The organism is Streptomyces sp. JLBG701 (genome assembly GCF_058544905.1).
The window spans coordinates 4163982-4178045 of the sequence record NZ_CM178588.1; the positions used below are offsets into that span (position 1 = coordinate 4163982).

General features: G+C 70.5%; 10 protein-coding genes. 2 read left to right on the top strand and 8 right to left on the bottom strand.

Features of this window, described 5'->3' with window-relative positions; all coding sequences use genetic code 11:
* Positions 1-55: 55 nt before the first annotated feature.
* Positions 56-928, bottom strand: a complete 873-nt coding sequence (locus AC5DRG_RS19060) for an ABC transporter permease (protein ID WP_491811749.1) — start codon at positions 926-928, stop codon at positions 56-58.
* Entirely contained in the window at positions 925-3570 is a 2646-nt protein-coding gene (locus AC5DRG_RS19065) for a CocE/NonD family hydrolase (RefSeq protein ID WP_491811750.1), read from the bottom strand. Before AC5DRG_RS19065 ends, AC5DRG_RS19060 begins: the two co-directional genes overlap by 4 nt.
* A gap of 255 nt (positions 3571-3825) precedes the next feature.
* Here AC5DRG_RS19065 and AC5DRG_RS19070 point away from each other — a divergent pair, with 255 nt between their 5' ends.
* Complete coding sequence (locus AC5DRG_RS19070) at positions 3826-5211, top strand: condensation domain-containing protein (RefSeq protein ID WP_491811751.1); 1386 nt, start codon at positions 3826-3828, stop codon at positions 5209-5211.
* A gap of 8 nt (positions 5212-5219) precedes the next feature.
* Here AC5DRG_RS19070 and AC5DRG_RS19075 read toward each other — a convergent pair whose 3' ends face one another.
* The 6 genes from AC5DRG_RS19075 to iolC form a co-directional block, all read right to left on the bottom strand.
* Positions 5220-6620 (bottom strand): APC family permease, encoded by a 1401-nt coding sequence (locus tag AC5DRG_RS19075; protein ID WP_491811752.1) that lies wholly within the window; start codon positions 6618-6620, stop codon positions 5220-5222.
* Positions 6621-6874: 254 nt separating this feature from the next.
* Positions 6875-8377: a CoA-acylating methylmalonate-semialdehyde dehydrogenase gene (mmsA, locus tag AC5DRG_RS19080; protein WP_491811753.1), complete on the bottom strand. Its 1503-nt coding sequence runs from the start codon at positions 8375-8377 to the stop codon at positions 6875-6877.
* Positions 8378-8391: 14 nt separating this feature from the next.
* On the bottom strand, positions 8392-10284 hold the full coding sequence (gene iolD / locus AC5DRG_RS19085) for a 3D-(3,5/4)-trihydroxycyclohexane-1,2-dione acylhydrolase (decyclizing) (RefSeq protein ID WP_491811754.1): 1893 nt from the start codon (positions 10282-10284) through the stop codon (positions 8392-8394).
* Positions 10284-11108 carry a 5-deoxy-glucuronate isomerase gene (gene iolB, locus AC5DRG_RS19090; protein WP_491811755.1) on the bottom strand — a complete coding sequence of 275 codons (825 nt, stop codon included), beginning with the start codon at positions 11106-11108 and terminating at the stop codon, positions 10284-10286. The genes iolD and iolB overlap by 1 nt, the downstream gene beginning before the upstream one ends.
* Positions 11109-11118: 10 nt before the next feature.
* Entirely contained in the window at positions 11119-11988 is an 870-nt protein-coding gene (locus AC5DRG_RS19095; protein WP_491813083.1) for a Cgl0159 family (beta/alpha)8-fold protein, read from the bottom strand.
* 56 nt (positions 11989-12044) lie between these two features.
* Positions 12045-12995 (bottom strand): 5-dehydro-2-deoxygluconokinase, encoded by a 951-nt coding sequence (iolC, locus tag AC5DRG_RS19100; RefSeq protein WP_491811756.1) that lies wholly within the window; start codon positions 12993-12995, stop codon positions 12045-12047.
* Positions 12996-13131: 136 nt separating this feature from the next.
* Here iolC and AC5DRG_RS19105 point away from each other — a divergent pair, with 136 nt between their 5' ends.
* Entirely contained in the window at positions 13132-14049 is a 918-nt protein-coding gene (locus AC5DRG_RS19105; protein ID WP_491811757.1) for a sugar phosphate isomerase/epimerase family protein, read from the top strand.
* Positions 14050-14064 lie beyond the last annotated feature (15 nt).

Below are 14064 nucleotides of genomic sequence, written 5' to 3' on the forward strand. Positions count from 1 at the left end.
CGCCCCCACCGCAGCCGGTGAGCGGCAGGCCGCCCGCCGCGGTGAGCGCCAGAAGCTAGGACACCACGTCCTTGCGGGCGAAACCGCGGAAGGCCAGGGCGAACAGCACCAGGGCGTACGTTACGGAAACCGCCGTGCCCTGGATCATGCCGGACCATTCGGGGCGGGGCTGGATGGCGTCGGCCCAGGCGAACTGCCAGTGCGCGGGCAGGAAGTGGCGCCAGTCGCCGAGGGCCGTGACGGCGTCCAGGACGTTGCCGACGATGGTGAGGCCGACCGCGCCGCCTACCGCGCCCAGGGGTGCGTCGGTCTTGGTCGACAGCCAGAACGCGAGGCCTGCGGTGACCAGTTGGGACACGAAGAGGTAGCCCACGACCGCCACCAGACGCTGGGCCGCCGTGCCCGCGTCGAGTGCGCCGCCGGTGGGGATCTCCAGCGGGCCCCAGCCATAGGCGGCCGTGCCGACGGCGAGCGCTACGACCGGGAGCAGGATCATCGCGGCCAGACTGAGGCCGAGCCCGACCATCAGCTTGGACCACAGGAGGCGGGCCCTGGGCACCGGGGCCGCGAGGAGGTAGCGCAGGGAGGACCAGCTGGCCTCCGAGGCGACCGTGTCCCCGCAGAACAGGGCGACCGGGATGACGAGGAGGAAGCCGGCGGAGACGAAGAGGTTCACCGCGGCGAAGTTGGCGCCGGACGCGGTGGCCGTGTCCATCAGGGTGACCTGGTTGCCCCGGCCGTCCGGGCTGCCGCCGATGGCGAAGGCGGCGACCAGGACGAAGGGCAGCGCGGCGAGGATCCCGCCCATGACCAGCGTGCGGCGGCGCTTGAGCTGGCGGACCAGCTCCACCCGTAGGGGCAGGGTGCGGCCCGCGCGGTAGCCGGAGGCGACCTCGATGGGCTGGGTGCGCTCGGTGAGCGTGCTCATGCGGAACCTCCGATCAGGGTGAGGAAGGCGTCTTCGAGGCGGCGGTGCGGGCCGACCGACTCGACGGGCACTTCGAGCCGGACGAGTTCGACGACCAGGCGCTGTGCGCTGCCGCCGGGGTCGAGGCGGACGAGGAGTCCGTCGGAGGTGTTCACGGCCGAGGCGACGCCGGGCAGTGCGGCCACCTTCTCGACGACGGGTTCCTCCACGGGCGCGCCGGTGCCGACCAGGAGCGTGTCGCCGGAGCCGATGATCTCGCCGACCGGGCCCGCCTGGACGAGGCGGCCGCGGTCCATCACCACGAGGTGGGTGCAGGACTGTTCGACCTCCGCCAGGAGATGGCTGGAGACGATCACCGTGCGTCCGGCGGCCGCGTACCGGATCATCACCTCGCGCATTTCGCGGATCTGTGGCGGGTCGAGGCCGTTGGTGGGTTCGTCGAGGATGAGGAGGTCCGGGAGGCCGAGCATGGCCTGGGCGATGGCGAGGCGCTGGCGCATGCCCTGCGAGTAGGTGCGGACCGCGCGGGCGAGCGCGTCGCCGAGGCCGGCGATCTCCAGGGCCTCGTCGAGGTGTGCGTCCTCGCGCGGGCGGCCGGTGGCCTGCCAGTACAGCTCCAGGTTCTCGCGGCCGGAGAGGTGCGGGAGGAAGCCGGCGCCCTCGACGAAGGCGCCCACGCGGGACAGCACCGGGGCACCCGGGCGGATGGCGTGGCCGAAGACGCGGATCTCGCCGCCGTCCGGCTTGATCAGGCCCATCAGCATGCGCAGGGTCGTGGTCTTGCCCGCGCCGTTGGGCCCCAGGAGGCCGAGCACCTGGCCCTTCTCGACGCGGAAGGACACGTCCCGAACCGCGTACCGGTCCGCGGACTTGGCGTACCGCTTGCTCAAGTCCGTGATCTGGAGCGGGACTTCGGCGAGTTCGGGGGCGGGGGGCGGGCCTGCGGTGCGGCGGCGGCCCGACAGCAGGAGGGCCAGGGCGACGACGGCGCCGGCCAGCGGCAGCCACCACACCCAGGCGGGCAGCGGGGCGGCAGCCGTCGTCACGGCGGGTGCCGTGGGGACCTTGAGGTCTCCCGTCAGGGAGACGGTGTACGTCGCCGGGGCCGCCGGTGAGGCGTAGCCGAGGTCCGTCGAGGCTAGGACCAGGCGGAGGCGGTGGCCTTCCTCGACCTCGTGGTCGATGGCGGGGAGCGTGATCGTCACGTCCTTGCCCGCCTTGGCGTCCTCAACGCGGAGGGGGGCGACCAGTTGGGAGGGCAGCACCTGCTGGGTGCCGCTAGGGCCGACGTCGTACACCTTGGCGAAGAGGACCGCGTCCTCGCTCGTCGACTTGATGTGGACGGTGGCCGTGGGCGATCCGGTGATGCGGAGGTCGCCGGTGACGGGCTGGGACTCGAACCGGGCGTACTGGCCCGGGAAGTCGAGGGAGATGCCGACCCCGAGGGACGACAGCTGGGAGAGACCGCCGCCGCCGATGCCGGGCAGGGCGGAGATGGCGGGCGGGTTGGCGCCGGCCGGGTTGGCGAAGGTCTGCTCGCGGCCGGTGAGGGCGATGGCCCGCTGGTCGTTCTCCAGACCCGGGTACGAGTCTCCGCTCGCGCCCCTCAACTGGGCCGCCCCGTCGGTGGAGTCGACGCCTCCGGTGCGGGTGATACGGAAGGCCGGGCCGGTGTCGGTGCTCTTGTCGTCCTTGAGGTACCGGTCGAACCATGCTGTCACGCGTGCCTGGACGCGGCTGGTCTCCAGGTCGCCGCCGTCATGGCCGCCCGCGATCCAGTCGACGTCGACGGGGGCGCCGTTCGCGCGGATCGCCTTCGCGGCGGCGTCGGCCTGGCCGAGCGGGAAGAGGGAGTCGGTCTGGCCCTGCACCAGGAGTGTGGGCACCGTGATGCGGTCGGCGACTGCGGACGGCGAGCGGGCTTCGAGGAGGTCACGGGCCTCGGTGTCCGGGGTGCCGGACTCGGCGACGCGCTCGTACATCGCGCACAGCTCGGCCTCGAACTGGTCGCAGCCGCCACCGGAGTTGATGAAGATGCCCGCCCAGAGCTTCTTGAAGACGTCGTTGGGGAACAGCGCGTCCGCGAGGTTCCAGTAGGTGATCGCCGGGGCGATGGCGTCCACCCGGTCGTCGTAGCCGGCGGTCAGGAGGGAGACCGCGCCGCCGTAGGAGCCGCCCGCCATGCCCACGCGCGGGTCGCCCGTCTTGTCGAGCTGGACCTGGGGCTGCTTCGCGAGCCAGTCGATCAGCTGGGAGACGTCGGCGACCTCGGCCTTCGGGTCGTTCAGCCCGATCTTGCCCGTGGACTTGCCGAAGCCGCGCGCCGACCACGTAAGGACCGCGTATCCGTCGCGGGCCAGGTCCTCCGCCTCTTGCCGGACGTCGTCCTTGCTGCCGCCGAAGCCGTGCGCCAGCAGGACGGCCGGGCGGCGGCCGGCCGGGCCGGAGGTGAAGTACGAGGTGTCGATGCGCACCCCGTCGGCCACGGTCATGACCCGGTCGGCGCGGTGCACCGCGGGCGCGTCGTCGGAGGCGACGGCCTGCCACGTACCGGCACCGGCGAGCACCACGACGGCGGCCGCGGCGGCCAGCAGCAGCCGCGGCTTCCGTAGGGCCCGCAGTCCGGGCAATCGAAGATCCATGCGTCAACGGTACGGGCCGCCACTGACAACCGAAGCAGCCGGTGGTCTGAACCCCCGGCCCTCCCACGGGCGTACGAGCCCCCTCCGGCATACCGCAGTCGCGGTAGGGCGCCGCCCATGTACCGCCGTGCGCGGCTGTGCACCGCTGTTCGAGGTGCCACCCGTTCCATTGAAAGATCGGGAAAGCGTGCGTGTCGGCCGCGGACCAGGCGTTCCCTTGATCGGACCCGACCCCATCTGCGAACGGAAACGCCCGTGCGAATGACCGACATCCAGCGTTGCGAGGTCCGGCCCGGGCGGCTCGTCGAGTGGACACTCTCGCCGGCGACCGTCGAGGCGGCGGCGAGTCTGCCGGAGGACTCCCGGCCGCCGGCGTACATCCAGGAGTCGCACATCAAAACGACCCGCTCAGTACGCGAGGGTGGCCTGTACGTGCCGACCTGGCTCGGCACGGCCTTCGACATCCCAGGCCGGGTCGACCTCGACGCGTTGCAGGACGCGCTGCAAAGGTGGACGCTGCGGCACGAGACTCTGCGCAGCGGCTTCCGCTGGGCCGGAAACGAGATGCGCCGGTTCACGCTCGACGCCGAGGAGGTGTCACTGCACCGCGAAGTGATCGGTGACTTCCCCGACGCGGCGGAACTCGCCCAGCACCTCCAGGACCGCTTCGACGTCGCGGCGGACGCGCTCGGCTGGCCGAACTTCCTCTTCACGGCGGTGGTCCGGAACGACGGCGTGAGCATGTACGTGGCCTTCGACCACAGCAACGTCGACTCCTACTCCATCCAGCGCCTCCCCGCCGAGATCCACGAGCTCTACGCGGCGGCTGTCGAGGGCTGCGCCGTGATGGAGACACCGGTCGCCAGCTATGTCGACTTCTGCGAGATCGAGCGGGCGGACGCGGACCGGATCGACGACACCCACGAGATCGTCGCCCGCTGGCGGGAGTTCATCCACCGGTGCGGCGGGCGACTGCCGAACTTCCCCGTCGACCTCGGGCTGGAGCCCGACGGGAAGCTGCCTCCCCAGAAACTCATGCGCGAGATGCTCGTGGACGCGGACGACGCCAGCGCGTTCGAGGCGTACTGCCGCCCCTTCGGCGGGAGTCTGATCGGTGTCCTGGCCGCCACGAGCCTCATCGTCCACGAGATCGGCGGACAGTCCGTGTACCGCGCGGTCGTACCGTTCCACACCCGGGCGAAGTCCCAGTGGTCGGACTCCGTGGGCTGGTACGTCGGCGGCGCGCCGATCGAGGTGCCCATCGCGCGGGCGCCCGACTTCCGCAGCGCCCTGGAAACCGTGCGCACCGCGCTGCGGGCCAACAGGTCGATGGCCCGTATGCCCCTCGCCCGTGTCCTGTCCCTGCTCGGCTCGGACTTCCGCCCCACCTCGCCCGACCTGTACTCGATCGTCTCCCTCGTCGACGCCCGAGGCATCCCCGGATCCGATCGCTGGGCCGAGCAGAAGGCGTACGGACTGCTCAGGATCTCGTACGGCGACCAGGTGTGCGTCTGGCTCCAAAGGCTCCACGAGGGCCTGTGGTTCAGCTGCCGCTACCCGGACACCGACATCGCGTACAAGAACATGCGGCTGTACGTCGAGCGCCTGCGGGACCTCATCACCTCGGTGGCCCGGGGCTGAAGCCGCGCCTACGCGCGCTCGTCCTCCGGGATCGACACCAGCCAGCGGGTCTCGCGGCGCGGGCGGAGGTAGAAGGCCCAGTAGAGGGTGGCGGCGGCCATGATGCCGCCGGTCCACAGGAGGTAGCTCGTCTCCTGCTGGCTGAGGATGTAGGCCAGCACCGCGATCAGCAGGACGGGCATCGCCGGCCACAGCGGCATGCGCCACGCGCGCGTGTGCCGGTGCGCGCCGCGGCGGGCGAGCAGGGCGGCGACCGCGACGAGGAGGTACATGCCCGTCACCGAGACCCCGGTGACGCCGTACAGGGTGTCCAGGTTGACGAAGCAGAGCAGCGCGCCCGGGACGCCCACCGCGAGCGTGGCCACCCAGGGGCTGCCGAAGCGGCCGAGCTTGGAGAAGAGGTTGTTCACCGGCTCGGGCCAGGCCTTGTCGCGGGCCGAGGCGAACAGGACGCGGGAGTTCTGGATGACCATGACGATGCCCGCGTTGATGATCGCGAGGGCCACACAGAGGCTGACGAAGGTGCCGACGGCGGAGTTGGACCAGGCGGTGACCATGCTGCTGATGTCGCCGCCGGTGAGCTCCGAGAGGTCGGTGGCGCCCAGGGTGATCGCGACGACCGGGACCAGGATGATCACCGACGAGATCGCGAGGGTCGCCAGGACTGTACGGGCGACATTGCGACGCGGGTTCTCCAGCTCCTCGGAGAGGTAGACGGCGGTCGAGAAACCCTGGGTGACGAAGAGGGCGATCGCGAGGCCGGAGACGACCAGGATGGCGGTCACCGTGTCCGTGTGGCCGTCGGCGCCGGCCACCTGCATCGAGGTGAGGCTGCCGAGGCCGCGCTCGCTGTGGGCGAAGCCCAGCACCGCCACCACGGCCGCCGCGATGACCTCCAGGACCAGGAAGACGCCGGTGATCCAGGCGTTGGCGCGCAGGTCGAGCAGGCCGGCGAGGGTGGCGAGCAGCATGACCGCGGCGCCGGCCATCGACGGGTCGAGGTGCACGATCGGGGCGAGGTAGTCGGCCGTGCCCATCGCGATCACTGGCGGGACGATCATGACGACCAGCAGGGACAGCACGAAGACCAGCCAGCCCGCGAGCCGTCCGGCCATCGTCGACACCATGGCGTACTCGCCGCCCGCGCTGGGGATGAGGGTGCCCAGCTCGGAGTAGCAGAACGCCACGGCGATACAGAGCAGCGAGCCGATGGCGATGGTGAGCGCGGTCGCCGTGCCGAGCGAGCCGAACAGGTCGGGGACGACCACGAAGAGCGTGGAGGCGGGCGTCACGCACGACAGCGTGAGCAGGGTGCCGCCGACGACACCGATGGAACGCTTGAGCTTCTGGGGACTGCCGGCCGGCGCCTCTGCGAGGGCGGTTTCGACAGGGCGGAGCGTGTCGGTCATGCAGGCGGTTCCGATCGGTGCGTGCGGGTGCCTCCGGCGGCTGGGGCGGTGCTGCATGGAACCCCGACTAAAACCGGCACGTCAATAGTCGTTTACCTACGGAATCCGTAGATCAATGTGCTCTTGGGAAACGTAAACAACAGTTTCGCCATGCCGTTTCCCGCTGCGGGCCCGTACGAGAATCGCAGCGTGAGCGTCAAAAAAACGTGAAGCCGTCCGGAATCCGGACGGCTTCACGCTGGGGTGGAGATGTGTCAGTGGTTGCGGGGGAAGCCCAGGTCGACGCCGGTGGGGGCGTCGGCGGGGTCGGGCCAGCGGGTGGTGACGACCTTGCCGCGGGTGTAGAAGTGGGTGCCGTCGTTGCCGTAGATGTGGTGGTCGCCGAAGAGGGAGTCCTTCCAGCCGCCGAAGCTGTGGTAGCCGACGGGGACCGGGATGGGGACGTTGACGCCGACCATGCCGGCCTCGATCTCCAGCTGGAAGCGGCGGGCGGCGCCGCCGTCCCGGGTGAAGATCGCGGTGCCGTTGCCGAACGGCGAGCTGTTGATGAGGGCGACGCCCTCGTCGTAGGTGTCGACGCGCAGCACGCACAGCACCGGGCCGAAGATCTCGTCCTGGTAGGCCTTGGCGGTGGTGGGCACCTTGTCCAGGAGCGAGATGCCGATCCAGTGGCCGTCCTCGTAGCCGTCGACGGTGTAGCCGGTGCCGTCCAGGATGACCTCGGCGCCCTCGGCCGCGGCGCCGGTGACGTAGGAGGCCACCTTGTCGCGGTGCACCTTGGTGATGAGGGGGCCCATCTCGGAGGTGGGGTCGTTGCCGGGGCCGATCTTGATCTTCTCGGCGCGCTCGCGGATCTTGTCCACCAGCTCGTCGCCGATCGCACCCACCGCGACGACCGCGGAGATGGCCATGCAGCGCTCGCCCGCCGAACCGTAGGCCGCGGAGACGGCGGCGTCGGCGGCCGCGTCCAGGTCGGCGTCGGGGAGGACCAGCATGTGGTTCTTGGCGCCGCCCAGCGCCTGGACGCGCTTGTGGTTGGCGGCGGCGGTGGTGTGGATGTAGCGGGCGATCGGCGTCGAGCCGACGAAGGAGACGGCCTTGACGTCCGGGTGCTCCAGGAGGCGGTCGACGGCGACCTTGTCGCCGTGCACGACGTTGAAGACGCCGTCCGGCAGGCCGGCCTCGGCGAGCAGCTCGGCGATCTTCAGCGCGGCCGAGGGGTCCTTCTCGGAGGGCTTGAGCACGAAGGTGTTGCCGCACGCGATGGCGAGGGGGAACATCCACATCGGGACCATCGCCGGGAAGTTGAACGGCGTGATCCCGGCGACGACACCCAGCGGCTGGCGGATGGAGGACACGTCGACGCGGCTGGCGACCTCGGTGGACAGCTCGCCCTTGAGCTGCACGGTGATCCCGCACGCCAGGTCCACGATCTCCAGGCCGCGCGCGACCTCGCCGAGCGCGTCGGAGTGCACCTTGCCGTGCTCGGCGGTGATCAGCTCGGCGATCGCGTCCCGGTTGGCGTCAAGCAGCGCCCGGAACTTGAACAGGATCGTGGTCCGCTTCGCCAGCGAGGACAGGCCCCAGGTCGCGTAGGCGTCCTTGGCGGCGGCCACCGCCGCGTCGACCTCGTCGACGGTCGCGAAGGCGACCTTGGTGGTGACCGCGCCGGTCGCCGGGTCGGTGACCGGCCCGTACGTACCCGACGCGCCTTCGACGGTCTTGCCGCCGATCCAGTGGTTGACGATCTTCGTCATGACCAAGAACTCCTTCACAGATGGCGGCGTCGGGTTGAGACGTGCCGGTCGTACAGCTCACGTGCCTTGACCGCGGACGATCGGGTCGCGGTCTCGGCCACAGGTACATCCCACCAGGCCTGAGCCGGAGGCGCGCCCGACACTGTGTCTGCCGTTTCGGTCTCGACGTAGACACATGTGGGAGTGTCGGCGGCCCGGGCCTCGGCGAGCGCGGCCCGCAGGTCGGCCACGGTCTTCGCGCGCAGCACGCGCATGCCGAGGCTCGCGACATTGGCGGCGAGATCCACGGGCAGCGGGGCGCCCGTGTACGTACCGTCGTCCGACTGGAAGCGGTACGCCGTGCCGAAGCGCTCGCCGCCCACCGACTCGGAGAGGCCGCCGATGGACGCGTAGCCGTGGTTCTGCACGAGCAGGATCTTGATCGCGATCCCCTCCTGCACGGCCGTGACGATCTCCGTCGGCATCATCAGGTACGTGCCGTCGCCCACCAGCGCCCATACGGGACGGTCGGGGGCGGCCAGCTTGACGCCGATCGCGGCCGGGATCTCGTAGCCCATACAGGAGTAGCCGTACTCCAGGTGGTACTGGTCGTAGGACCGCGCCCGCCACAGCTTGTGCAGGTCGCCGGGGAGCGAGCCGGCCGCGTTGATGATGACGTCCGTCTCGTCGGCGATGGCGTCCAGGGCGCCGAGCACCTGCGGCTGTGTCGGGCGTACGTCGGGCTCGTCGGCCTCGTAGCAGGCCTCGACGCGCTGCTCCCAGCGCTCCTTGTCGAGCGCGTACTCGCCGACGTATCCGTCCGAGACCCGGTGGTCGTGCATCCCCAGCGCCTCGGTCAGCTCCTGGAGGCCGCTGCGGGCGTCCGCGATCAGCGGCATGCCGGAGAGCTTGTGGCCGTCGTACGGGGCGATGTTGAGGTTGAGGAAGCGCACGTCCGGGCCCGCGAAGAGCGTGCCGGAGGCGGTGGTGAAGTCGGTGTAGCGGGTGCCGACGCCGATCACCAGGTCTGCTGTGCGGGCGAGTTCGTCGGCGGTCGCGGTGCCGGTGTGGCCGATGCCGCCGACGTCCTGGGGGTGGTCCCAGCGCAGCGAGCCCTTGCCGGCCTGGGTGGAGGCGACCGGGATGCCCGTCGTGCGGGCGAACTCCTCCAGCGCCTCCTCGGCACGGCTGTGGTGGACGCCGCCGCCGGCGACGACCAGCGGCCGTTGCGCTGCCCGTATCGCCCGTACGGCCTCGGCGAGTTCGGTCGGGTCGGCGCCCGGGCGGCGTACGACCCAGGTGCGCTCGGCGAAGAACTCGTCCGGCCAGTCGTAGGCCTCGGCCTGAACGTCCTGCGGGAGAGCGAGAGTTACGGCGCCGGTCTCCACCGGGTCGGTGAGCACGCGCATCGCCTGCAGGGCCGCCGGGATCAGGGCCTCGGGGCGGGTGACGCGGTCGAAGTACTTCGACACCGGGCGCAGACAGTCGTTGACCGACACGTCGCCCGCGTACGGGACTTCGAGCTGCTGGAGGACCGGGTCGGCCGGGCGGGTGGCGAAGATGTCGCCGGGGAGGAGCAGGACCGGGAGGTGGTTGACCGTGGCGAGCGCGGCGCCCGTGACCAGGTTGGTCGCGCCCGGGCCGATCGAGGTCGTCACCGCGTGCGTCGAGAGGCGGTTGGACTGGCGGGCGTAACCAACTGCCGCGTGCACCATGGACTGTTCGTTGCGGCCCTGGTGGTACGGCATCTCGTCCGCGTACTCGACGAGCGCCTGGCCGAGGCCTGCGACGTTCCCGTGGCCGAAGATGCCCCAGGTCGCACCGATCAGCCGCCTGCGTACGCCGTCCCGCTCCGTGTACTGGGCGGAAAGGAAACGCACCAGCGCCTGTGCGACCGTCAGCCTCGTCGTTGAGGTCGTAGAGGTCATCAGTAACCCTCCGTGTGGTCCGGGTGGAAGCAGATCCGCCACTCGCGCGTCTCACCCGGACCGGCCATGACGTTCAGGTAGTACATGTCGTGACCGGGCTGGGCGATCGACGGACCGTGCCATCCGTCGGGGACGAGAACGGTGTCGCCGGAGCGGACCTCCGCGAGGACGTCGGATCCGCCCTCACGGGAAGGAGATACGCGCTGATAGCCGTAGCCGTTCGGACCGTCGATCTCGAAGTAGTAGATCTCCTCCAACTCCGTTTCCTCGCCCGGCCGGTGCTCGTCGTGCTTGTGGGGCGGGTACGAGGACCAGTTGCCGCCGGGTGTGATCACCTCGACGGCGATGAGCTTGTCGCAGTCGAAGGCGGCGGCGGAGGCGAAGTTCCGTACGTGGCGCAGGCGGTTGCCGTTGCCGCGCTGTTCCAGGGGGACCTCCGGCGCGGGGCCGTAGCGGGCGGGGAGTCGTCGCTCGCACTTCGCTCCTGCCAGGGCGAAGCGGCCTCCCGCGCCGGAGGCGATCTGTACCCGGGCGTCACGGGGCGCGTAGGCGAAGTCGGTGACTCCGGCGAACACGCTCTCCCTGCCCAGGAGTTCGAACTCTTCGTGCTCTGTGCCGTCCTGCACCCGCACCATGCAAGCACCGCTGAGCGGAAGAATGATCCACTCACTGTCACCCGTGGTGAAGGTGTGCGTGCCACCCGGTGACAATTCGACGACGCGCAGACTGGAGTGCGCCCAGCCGGCCCGCTTGGGGTCGATGTCCACGACGTACTGGGCGTTGGACGCGGTCCCCTTCGGGACGTACAGCTCGGTGTTCGTCATTCGGCGGCCCTCACAGCAGTCCTACGGCGGTGTCCACGGCGCCCGCCACATCTCCGTCGGCGGGGTACAGCAGCGAACGGCCGACCACCAGCCCCTGGACGGTGGGGAGTTGGAGGGCACCACGCCACTTCTCGTACGCCCCGTCCTGGTCGTCGCCGACCTCGCCGCCGAGCAGCACGGCGGGCAGCGTCGACGTCTCCATGACCTGCGCCATGTCGTCGGGGTTGTCCGTGACCGGGACCTTCAGCCAGGTGTAGGCCGAACTGCCGCCCAGGCCGGACGCGATGGCGATGGACTTGGTGACGGCCTCGGCGGAGAGGTCGTTGCTGAGCTTGCCCTCGGGCGAGCGGCGGCTGATGAACGGCTCGACGAAGACGGGGAGTTGGCGTGCCGCCATGTCGTCGATCGCGCGGGCCGTGGACTCCAGGGTGGTGAGGGAGCCCGGGTCGTCGTAGTCGATGCGCAGGAGCAGCTTGCCCGCGTCGAAGCCGAGGCGCTCCATGTCCTGGGCGCGGTGGCCGGTGAAGCGGTCGTCGAGTTCGAAGGAGGCGCCCTGGAGGCCGCCGCGGTTCATCGAGCCCATGACGACCTTGTCGTCGAGGGCGCCGAGGAGCAGCAGGTCGTCGAGGATGTCGGCGGTGGCGAGGACGCCGTCGACGCCGGGCCTAGACAGCGCCAGGCAGAGGCGCTCGAGGAGGTCGGCCCGGTTGGCCATGGCGAACTTGCGGTCGCCGACGCCGAGGGCGCCGCGGGCCGGGTGGTCGGCGGCGACGATCATCAGCCGGCCGGAGTCGTTCAGGAGGGGGCGGCGGACACGGCGGGCCGCCGCTTCCGCGATCGCCTCGGGGCGCCGGGTGCGGAGGCGCACGAGTTCGGACACGTCGACCTTGGGAAGCGCTTGCTCGGCGGGCGTACGTCGGCCCTCGGCGGCGGGGCTCACAGCACCGCTCCGGCGGCGAGCGCGGCCTCGACCTCATCGGGGGTCGGCATCGCGGACGAGCACTCCAGTCGGGAGGCGACGATCGCGCCGGCCGCGTTGGCGTGCCGCATGATGCGCTCCAGGTCCCAGCCGGCGAGCAGGCCGTGACAGAGGGAGCCGCCGAAGGCGTCACCGGCGCCGAGGCCGTTGAGGACGTTGACGGGGAGGGGCGGGACTTCGGCCGACTCGCCCTCTCGGTTGACCGCGAGGACACCCTTGGGGCCCTGCTTGACGACCGCGAGTTCGACGCCGGCGTCCAGGAGGGCGCGGGCGGCGGCATGCGGTTCGCGTACGCCGGTGGCGACCTCCACCTCGTCGAGGTTGCCGACGGCGACCGTGGTGTGGCGGAGGGCCTCCTCGTAGAAGGGGCGGGCTTCCGCCGGGTCGCTCCAGAACATGGGGCGCCAGTCCAGGTCGAAGACCGTCGTACCGGACTTGGCCCGGTGGGCGAGGGCCGCGAGCGTCGCCGTACGGCTGGGCTCCTCGCTCAGGCCGGTGCCGGTCACCCAGAAGATGCGCGCCTCGTGGACCGCGTCGAGGTCGAGCTCGTGGGCGTCGATCTCCAGGTCGGGCGCCTTGGGGCGGCGGTAGAAGTAGAGCGGGAAGTCGTCCGGCGGGAAGACCTCGCAGAACGTGACGGGGGTCTGCAGACCGGCGACCGGGGTGACCCAGCGGTCGTCGACGCCGAAGTCGCGCAGGGCCTCGTGGAGGTAGGCGCCGAAGGGGTCGTCACCGGTACGCGTGATCACGGCGGTGCTCCGTCCCAGGCGGGCGGCGGCCACCGCGACGTTCGTGGCCGACCCGCCGAGGAACTTCCCGAAGGTCTCCACCTGCGCCAGCGGGACGCCCGTCTGCAGCGGATAGAGGTCCACGCCTATCCGCCCCATGGTGATCAGGTCGTACGCCATCGACTTCCCTTCGGCATTCTTCGGTTCGCGGCTCACCCCGGTTTCTAGTCGCGCTCCCCGAGCCCTGTCAATGTTTTGTCCAGACATTCGGACGAGGCCTTGACACTCCCGGCCCGGGTTCCGCACGCTGACGGCCATGACGTCGTTGTCACCTCACTCCTCACTGTCCCGTATCCGGGTCGGATCGGCCCCCGATTCCTGGGGCGTCTGGTTCCCCGACGATCCCCAGCAGGTCCCCTGGCAGCGCTTCCTCGACGAGGTCGCCGGGTCCGGCTACGAGTGGATCGAGCTGGGCCCGTACGGGTACCTGCCGACCGACCCGGCCGTCCTCACCGACGAGACCGCCAAGCGCGGCCTGAAGGTGTCGGCCGGCACGGTCTTCACCGGCCTGCACCACGGCGAGGCCGTCTGGGAGAAGACCTGGGCGCATGTCGCGGACAACGCGGTGCTGGCCCAGGCGATGGGCGCCAGGCATCTGGTCGTCATCCCGTCCTTCTGGCGGGACGACAAGACCGGGGAGGTGCTGGAGCCGGACACACTCACACCCGAGCAGTGGCGCAACCTCACCTCGCTGACCGAGCGGCTGGGCAAGGAGGTGCGGGAGCGGTACGGGCTTCAGATCGTCGTCCACCCGCATGCCGACACCCACATCGACAGCGAGGCCAACGTCACACGGTTCCTTGACGGGACGGACTCCGAGCTGGTGTCGCTGTGCCTGGACACGGGGCACTACGCGTACTGCGGCGGGGACAGTGTGAAGCTGATCGAGACGTACGGGTCGCGGATCGGGTACCTGCACCTCAAGCAGGTGGACCCGGAGATTCTGGCGGACGTGCGGGCTAACGGAACTCCGTTCGGGCCAGCTGTGGCTCAGGGTGTGATGTGTGAGCCGCCGTCAGGTGTGCCTGCGCTGGGGCCCGTGCTGGAAGCTGCACAGAAGCTGGATGTCGAGCTGTTCGCGATCGTCGAGCAGGACATGTATCCGTGTGAGCCGGACAAGCCGTTGCCGATCGCTCAGCGGACTCGGGCGTTTCTTCGGAGTTGCGGGGCGTAAGCGGCGCCTATTGGG